The 7,347-nt window shown below is 59.5% G+C and carries 7 protein-coding genes; 5 read left to right on the top strand and 2 right to left on the bottom strand.

What is annotated here, in order from left to right; all coding sequences use genetic code 11:
* Positions 1 to 326 precede the first annotated feature (326 nt).
* Together rhtA and ACIPZH_RS23240 are read left to right on the top strand one after the other, a co-directional pair.
* Positions 327 to 1,214 (top strand): threonine/homoserine exporter RhtA, encoded by an 888-nt coding sequence (gene rhtA, locus ACIPZH_RS23245; protein ID WP_400628293.1) that lies wholly within the window; start codon positions 327 to 329, stop codon positions 1,212 to 1,214.
* A gap of 188 nt (positions 1,215 to 1,402) precedes the next feature.
* A complete protein-coding gene (locus ACIPZH_RS23240; protein WP_400628295.1) occupies positions 1,403 to 1,684 on the top strand; it encodes a hypothetical protein in 282 nt (93 codons plus the stop codon).
* A 56-nt stretch (positions 1,685 to 1,740) separates the two neighbouring features.
* Here the strand turns inward: ACIPZH_RS23240 and ACIPZH_RS23235 are convergent, their stop codons facing one another.
* Complete coding sequence (locus tag ACIPZH_RS23235; protein ID WP_400638008.1) at positions 1,741 to 3,549, bottom strand: aminopeptidase P family protein; 1,809 nt, start codon at positions 3,547 to 3,549, stop codon at positions 1,741 to 1,743.
* Positions 3,550 to 3,763: 214 nt separating this feature from the next.
* Here ACIPZH_RS23235 and ACIPZH_RS23230 point away from each other — a divergent pair, with 214 nt between their 5' ends.
* Both ACIPZH_RS23230 and ACIPZH_RS23225 read left to right on the top strand, forming a co-directional pair.
* The gene (locus ACIPZH_RS23230; protein ID WP_400638004.1) at positions 3,764 to 4,882 is read left to right on the top strand and encodes a DUF3182 family protein; all 1,119 of its coding nucleotides are present in this window, start codon (positions 3,764 to 3,766) and stop codon (positions 4,880 to 4,882) included.
* Entirely contained in the window at positions 4,866 to 5,636 is a 771-nt protein-coding gene (locus tag ACIPZH_RS23225) for an alpha/beta hydrolase family protein (protein WP_400628299.1), read from the top strand. The genes ACIPZH_RS23230 and ACIPZH_RS23225 overlap by 17 nt, the downstream gene beginning before the upstream one ends.
* 26 nt (positions 5,637 to 5,662) lie before the next feature.
* On the opposite strand, the gene ACIPZH_RS23220 is transcribed toward ACIPZH_RS23225, so the two are convergent.
* Complete coding sequence (locus tag ACIPZH_RS23220; protein ID WP_400638003.1) at positions 5,663 to 6,226, bottom strand: helix-turn-helix domain-containing protein; 564 nt, start codon at positions 6,224 to 6,226, stop codon at positions 5,663 to 5,665.
* Between the two features lie 83 nt (positions 6,227 to 6,309).
* On the opposite strand from ACIPZH_RS23220, the gene ACIPZH_RS23215 reads away from it, so the two are divergent.
* Complete coding sequence (locus tag ACIPZH_RS23215; protein ID WP_400638002.1) at positions 6,310 to 7,254, top strand: DMT family transporter; 945 nt, start codon at positions 6,310 to 6,312, stop codon at positions 7,252 to 7,254.
* Positions 7,255 to 7,347: the final 93 nt, after the last annotated feature.

Raw genomic sequence — 7,347 nt, 5'->3', positions numbered from 1 at the left:
TCGCTTCGATCTCTCGTAGCGGGAGGCGAATAATACAGCGTTTAGAAGCGCTGTCAACCACCATTTCAACCGCTATCGATCAGATGACCGAAGCACCTCCAGCACTACCTGGATTAAGCAACTCATTGAATTTCAAGGAGTTTCTCGTTCCGACCACGCTGGAAGTGGGGCGCATTATAAGGGGATTCGGGAAGGCGTCAAGGAGTTATTTCAAATCACACCCATTTTGCCAAATAAGGTGTTTTTAAGGGCACCTTGCACCGCCCCCTTGCATTTGCGCACTATATTGCACACCTAGCCCTCATCTGAAGGAATGCCAAGCACAAATGAACACCCAGCCCCGCAGCCTGGCCACTACGCTTTTTCCTATAGGCCTGCTGCTTATCGCCATGGCATCGATTCAGTCCGGTGCATCTCTGGCCAAAAGCATGTTCCCCATCATTGGCGCACAAGGCACCACAACACTGCGCCTGATATTCGCCAGCATCATCATGCTGCTGATTCTGCGCCCCTGGCGCGTACGGATGACCACACAGACACTCCGTAATGTGATCATCTATGGCATGGCCTTGGGCGGGATGAATTTCCTCTTCTATATGGCACTGCAGACAACACCACTGGGCATCGCTGTAGCCCTGGAGTTCACCGGCCCATTGGCCGTAGCGCTTTTCGCATCGCGGCGCGCCGTTGATTTCCTGTGGATTGCGCTGGCAGTCAGCGGCCTGCTGCTGCTGATCCCGGTCGGCCATGGCGGCCAGCCCCTCGACCTCACGGGCGCCGTCTATGCACTGGGTGCCGGCGTGTGCTGGGCCCTCTACATTCTGTTTGGCCAACGCGCCGGAGCAGAACATGGGATTCAGAGTGCAGCACTGGGTGTAGTGGTCGCAGCGATATTCGTTGCCCCGATCGGCATCGCTCATGCAGGCACCGCACTGTTGACTCCTGCCCTCATCCCGCTGGCCCTAGGCGTTGCAATACTCTCGACTGCCCTCCCCTATAGCCTGGAAATGGTCGCCCTGACCCGCATGCCGGCACGCACTTTCGGCACGCTGATGAGCATAGAACCCGCCATTGGCGCCCTTTCCGGCTTATTGTTCCTCGGTGAGCTGCTGAGCTTGACCCAGTGGCTGGCCATTCTCGCCATCATTGCCGCGTCAGTGGGCGCCACGCTGTCCATGCGCCGCGACGCCAAGCCCCCGGTAGCGGCCGATTAGTTGAGAAATATTTTCATTGGCCCGGAATTGACCATTGTAGCGAGCAGCCCTGCTGATTAAGCTGTCACAGAACCATAATCTCTACGCTATCTACTTGCATGTACACGGATGCCAAAGACTATTCAGGAAGAACCGAAGCGATAACGACAGGGTCAGACAACTGATCAACCCTGCATTTAAGGACAGGAATGAAACGTATTTTGCTCATCCTGGCCGTCTTGGCCATTGCCGGATGTGCCGCGACGGCCAAGACCGAGGTCAAAAAAGGCAAGAAGGGCCTGCATATCAACTGTTCTGGCCTCTCCTCGTCCTGGGACAAGTGCTATAGCAAGGCCGCCACGGCTTGCAGCACACGCGGTTACAAGGTCATCGCCCGCTCTGGAGACGCCGACGAGGAGCCGGGTGATTACCTCTTCGGCATCAACCCGGCCGGTTATACCAGCCGCAGTATGATCGTTATCTGCAAGTGAACAGAAAGGGCAGCTCGTGAGCTGCCCTTCTTCTATTCACTGCCCAAATCGGCTGCTTACAAAGCCGCTGTTCGCGCCTCAAGCCAAGCCAACCCATCGCCTGACAACAGGGGAGCAAGGCGCTCGCGGACCGTCGCGTGGTAGCCGTTGAGCCAAGCAAGTTCATCCTGGGTGAGGGACTCGGTGAGCAGGCAACGCGTATCGATAGGGCATAACGTCAGGGTCTCGAAATTGAGGAAATCCCCGAACGCGCTTTGGCCCGATGCACGGTTGACCACCAGGTTCTCGATGCGCACACCCCAAGCCCCAGGGCGATAGGTCCCAGGCTCGATGGAGCTGATCATCCCCTCCTGCATGGCGGTCTGCGGTGTGGTTGCAGCCTGATACGCAATGACCTGCGGCCCTTCATGCACATTCATGAAATAGCCGACACCGTGGCCAGTGCCATGGCCATAGTCGACCTGATCCGCCCAAATCGGTGCCCTTGCGATCGCATCGAGCAGTGGCGACAGAATTCCGCGCGGGAACGTGGCGCGTGACAGAGCGATCATGCCCTTGAGCACCCGGGTGCAATCCTGTTTCTGCTCAATGCTTGGCGTGCCGACCGGCACCATCCGCGTGATGTCGGTGGTACCACCCAGATACTGTCCTCCCGAGTCGATCAGCAGCAAACCGTTACCTTCAATGACCGCGTGAGACTGCTCCGTGGCACGGTAATGGGGCATTGCACCATTGGCGTTGAAGGCAGCAATGGTAGAGAAGCTCAGCGAGACAAAATCGGGGCGCCGTGCACGGGCAGCACTCAATTTCTCATCGATGGTCAGTTCGGTGATGACCTCCTTTCCCTGACTCGCTTCAAACCAAGCGAAGAACTCGCACAAAGCTGCGCCATCCTGCTCCATGACGCGGCGGATGTGCACCAGTTCCTCTTCACCCTTGCGTGATTTGCTCAACGTCGTCGGGTTCAACCCCTCAATCAGCGACACCTGCGGGCCCAGGTTCTTGAGCAGGCCACACGTCACGCGCGCAGGGTCGACCAAAAGCCGGCCGCCGGCAGGTATCGCTGACAGCGCCTCGCCAACCTGCGAATAATCACGCACCTCGATACCATCGGCTTCCAGTACTTGGCGCAAATGCTCATCAACCTTTCCAGCACCGACGAACAAAGTGGCCTGCTGTTGGCTGATCAATGCGAAGGAAACGAATACCGGGTTGTAGGAGACATCACTACCACGCAAATTGAACAACCAGGCGATGTCATCCAGGGTCGCGATGAAGTGCCAGTCTGCGCCCTTCTCTTCCATGGTGCGGCGCAACTGGGCAAGTTTTTGCGACCGACTGACAGTGGCGTGAGGCGGCAGGTGCTGATACACCGGGTTACCTGGCAGCCCAGGGCGCCCTTCCCAAACTTCGGCCAGCAAATCCTGATGGGTTACCAAGCGAATGTCCCTGCCCTTGAGACGCTCCTCGAGCTGACGCGCAGACGCCAGGGCCATGACCGCCCCGTCCACGGCCACTGCGCCTTCGGCCCGGACATTGTCGCCCAGCCACTCCAATGCACCCGGCTTACCCGGCAGCAGCTTCATGAGTTCGATGCCGCTACCTGCCAGCTCCTTGAGGGCTTGTTCCCAGTAACGGCTATCGGCCCACACGCCGGCGAAATCCGCAGTGACAACCAACGTACCCACCGAGCCATCGAAGCCCGACAGCCACCGCCGCCCCTGCCAGTAGCCCGGTAGGTACTCAGAAAGGTGGGGGTCGGCAGAGGGCACCAGCAGGGCATCAATCCCATCCCTGGCCATTACCTCGCGCACGCGCATCAGGCGCTCGGGCACACTCTGCTCACGGGTGGTTTGAACGTTCATTCGCACTCCTGCGGTATCTCGATTGATCCAAAGGCAAGATAATGGAACAGCCAACCTCACCCTGCAATCTCGACGACCGACTCCCGGCCTGCAAGCCAACCCTGCGCGCGCAAGAATGAAAGCAGTAGGAGCCTTCACGAACCACCGATCGCTTCCACATGAACTTCCCCAAACCCCGGGCTTCACAAGCAGTACATTCATTGCAGACAGGCTGATGCCCATGCCCAGCACCTGCGAATCAAAAGCGGGGGTCGTCCTCCTCGATACTCGCGAGCACACTCCAGAGCACGAACACGCAGTGCACCTGAAGCTGGCTGAGGGCCTGGCCGAGCTTCTCGGATGCACGCGAGTGACCCCTGACAAGCCCCCCAAAGCGGCCGACCACTATTACTACCTCCCCACAGAAACCCTCATCGACCCGCAACGCTATGCCCACCTGGGCATCCACACTGAACATGACCTGTTCGGTGGCTTGGTCAGCCACCCTTATATGGCAACCAAGGCGATCTCCCATCCTTTGCCTGCCAATGCCACCTTCCCCATAGGCTGGACTGACGACTTCGGCCGCCAGGCCAGCGATGCGCTGCTGTGCGGTTACACCGTATTCAGCAAAGCCGATGCCCGACGAGCCGCGCAGCTACTACTGCGTGATCGCGCAGTGCGGCTCAAACCCGTGCTGGCTCGCGCGGGGCGCGGCCAACAGGTGATCGTTGAACTGGATGAACTGGAGCCTTTACTGGCCAACATCGACGATCAGGACCTGGCACTGTGGGGGCTTGTGCTGGAGGAGGACCTCAGTGAGGTCGAAACCTTCAGCGTCGGCCAAGTGCGTGTCGCCGGCCTGACCTGCAGCTACTTCGGCACCCAGCAACTGACCCTGGACCATCAAGGCACGGAGGTTTACGGAGGTTCCGATCTGGTGGTGGTGCGCGGCGACTACCATGCCTTGTTGCAACTGCCGCTGGAGGACCACCTGCGCCTTGCCGTCAACCAGGCCCTGACCTATGAGCATGCAGCCGAGCAGCACTTCCCAGGCTTCATCGCCTCCCGGCGCAACTACGACATCGCCCGCGGCAAAAACCATGAGGGCCATATGCGCAGTGGCGTGCTCGAACAATCCTGGCGCCTGGGCGGCGCTAGCAGCGCAGAGCTACTGGCCCTACAAGCCTTTGCCGATGACCCGGCACTGCAACGGGTGCGTGCCTCCACCCACGAAATATTCGGCACGCCCAACCTTCCCACTGACGCCACCCTCTTCTATCAAGGAAACGACAGTGAACTCGGACAATTCTGCAAATACGCGAGGATTCGCGAGCATGGCCATTCAGAGTGAAACCATCGAGCTGCAGGTCGAGGATGAAAGCATTAGCGGCACTCTGGTCAGCCCCGGCAGCAAAATGCCCGGCATCCTTTTCGTACATGGTTGGGGCGGCAGCCAGCAACGCGACCTTGCTCGGGCCCGGCATATCACCGGCTTGGGTTGTGTCTGCATGACCTTTGACCTGCGCGGTCACGAAAAAACCGAAAGCCAGCGCCTCACCGTAACCCGCGAACAGAATCTCAAAGACCTGCTGGCAGCTTACGATCGCCTGGTCAGCCATCCCGCCGTGGACAGCAGCGCCATAGCCGTCATTGGCAGCAGCTACGGTGGTTATCTGGCCACCCTGCTGACACTGCAACGGCCAGTGAAATGGCTGGCCCTACGCGTACCGGCATTGTACTGGGACGAGGAATGGGACACGCCCAAACAAACGCTGGACCGTCAACGCCTGAATGCCTACCGCCAACGCCTGCTTGGCCCCAGTGACAATCGTGCACTGGCCGCTTGCGCACAGTTCGCGGGTGACGTGCTGCTGGTGGAATCTGAACAGGATGACTATGTGCCGCACACCACGCTGATGAGCTATCGCTCTGCCTTCATCAGCGCCCATTCACTGACCCACCGCATAGTCGATGGTGCCGACCACGCACTATCGAGTGAAGAAAGCCAAAAAGCCTACAGCTCGATCCTCGCTTCGTGGGTCAGCGAGATGGTGACGGGTGCACGCCTGGACCGTTATCCCCACTACGCCCCCTGGTATGCCTGAGGATGGCCTTGTGAAAAACTGACCGTTCAAATCACCACATTGCGTACGAAACGCGTCGGCACGTCACCATCGTTGCGGTAGGCATAGAGGCAGTTACTGGGAAACACATGAAACTGCCCCACGTGCAGGCAGTGTTCGGTCTGCTCAATGATCAGGGTCAGTTGCCCTTCGGCCACGTAAATCTGTTCGCTCCAGCCCTCGGCATCGGCCTCGCTGGTGTAGCACTCACCGGGTGCCAGAGTCCACTCCCAGATCTCCACCTCTCGCCGCGCGGCGCTGCTGGCCAGGAGCACCGCTTTGCTCTGGGGATGCTCACCGGCCCAGGCCAGCTCGTCGATGCGGCTGGTATCGCGCTGGTCGGGCGCCTGGATCAGCCGACTGAAGGCGACCCCCAACGCTTCGGCTATCAGGTCGAGCGTAGTCAGGCTGACATTCTTTTCACCGGCCTCGATCGCCACCAGCATGCGCCGGCTGACACCTGAGCGTTCGGCCAAGGCACTCTGGCTCATCCCCGCTGCATTGCGCAGGCCACGAACGTTGAGGCTCACATGCTGCAGCACCGAAGCACGGTGCGCGGAATCTCTGTGCACTATATTGCTCACTTTAACCGGTTGCGCAGTATACTGCCCACTTTGCGGCGATTGTGCGCTGCCCCTTCAGAGTAAGCAAGACCATGAGCCAACCGATCATCCCTCAGCAAACCACCGTCTCCTTGCGCCTGAGCAAAGCTGAGGTGGTACTGGTGTTCATCACCATGCTGTGGGGCGGCACCTTCTTGCTGGTGCACAACGTCATGACCGTGAGTGGCCCGATGTTCTTCGTCGGCCTGAGGTTTGCTGCAGCGGCCTTGTTCGTGGGGCTCGTCTCGGTACGCGCGCTGCCTGGGCTGACATTCACCGAAATAAAGGCTGGCGTGCTGATCGGGGCGACCATCATGCTGGGTTATGGTTTGCAAACCATGGGCCTGCAGACCATCAGCAGCAGCCAGTCGGCCTTTATTACTGCACTGTATGTTCCCTTCGTACCGCTGGTGCAATGGCTAGTGCTTGGCCGCCGTCCAGGGCTGATGCCAAGCCTGGGTATCTGCCTGGCGTTCCTCGGCCTGATGCTGCTCGCTGGCCCCGAGGGCGGGTCCCTGCATTTCAGCGAGGGTGAAGTGGTGACATTGGTGAGTGCCGTGGCCATCGCCGCCGAGATCATTCTGATCAGCCGGTATGCCGGACAGGTCGATGTGCGCCGCGTCACCGTTGTGCAACTGGCCACCGCCTCGCTGCTCTCGTTCCTGATGATCGTACCGACGCAGGAGCCCATCCCCGACTTTTCCTGGCTGTTGCTGCTCAGCGCACTGGGCCTGGGCGCCATGAGTGCCGTGATCCAGGTGGCGATGAACTGGGCGCAAAAATCAGTATCGCCTACCCGCGCCACCCTGATCTACGCCGGCGAGCCGGTGTGGGCCGGGATCGTCGGCCGCCTCGCCGGCGAGCGCCTGCCCGGGGTTGCCTTGCTGGGCGGGCTGCTGATCGTCATCGCCGTGGTGGTGAGCGAACTCAAAGTTCGACGCCACCGCCCAGCCAGCGAAGCGCTCGAGCTGGAGGGCGAACGCGAAGGCGGCCTGTAAAACAGCGAACAACAGCTATGCTCTGTAAGAAACTGTTATAAAAAAACCGCCTGTCACACCTTGTTTGTATGATTCTGCGACAGCTTGCGTGTT

The organism is Pseudomonas sp. NPDC089758 (assembly GCF_044748705.1).
Classification (GTDB): Bacteria; Pseudomonadota; Gammaproteobacteria; order Pseudomonadales; family Pseudomonadaceae; genus Aquipseudomonas; species Aquipseudomonas putida_X.
The sequence above is the reverse complement of the archived record's forward strand: the minus strand, read 5'-3'. Positions and strand labels throughout refer to the sequence as shown.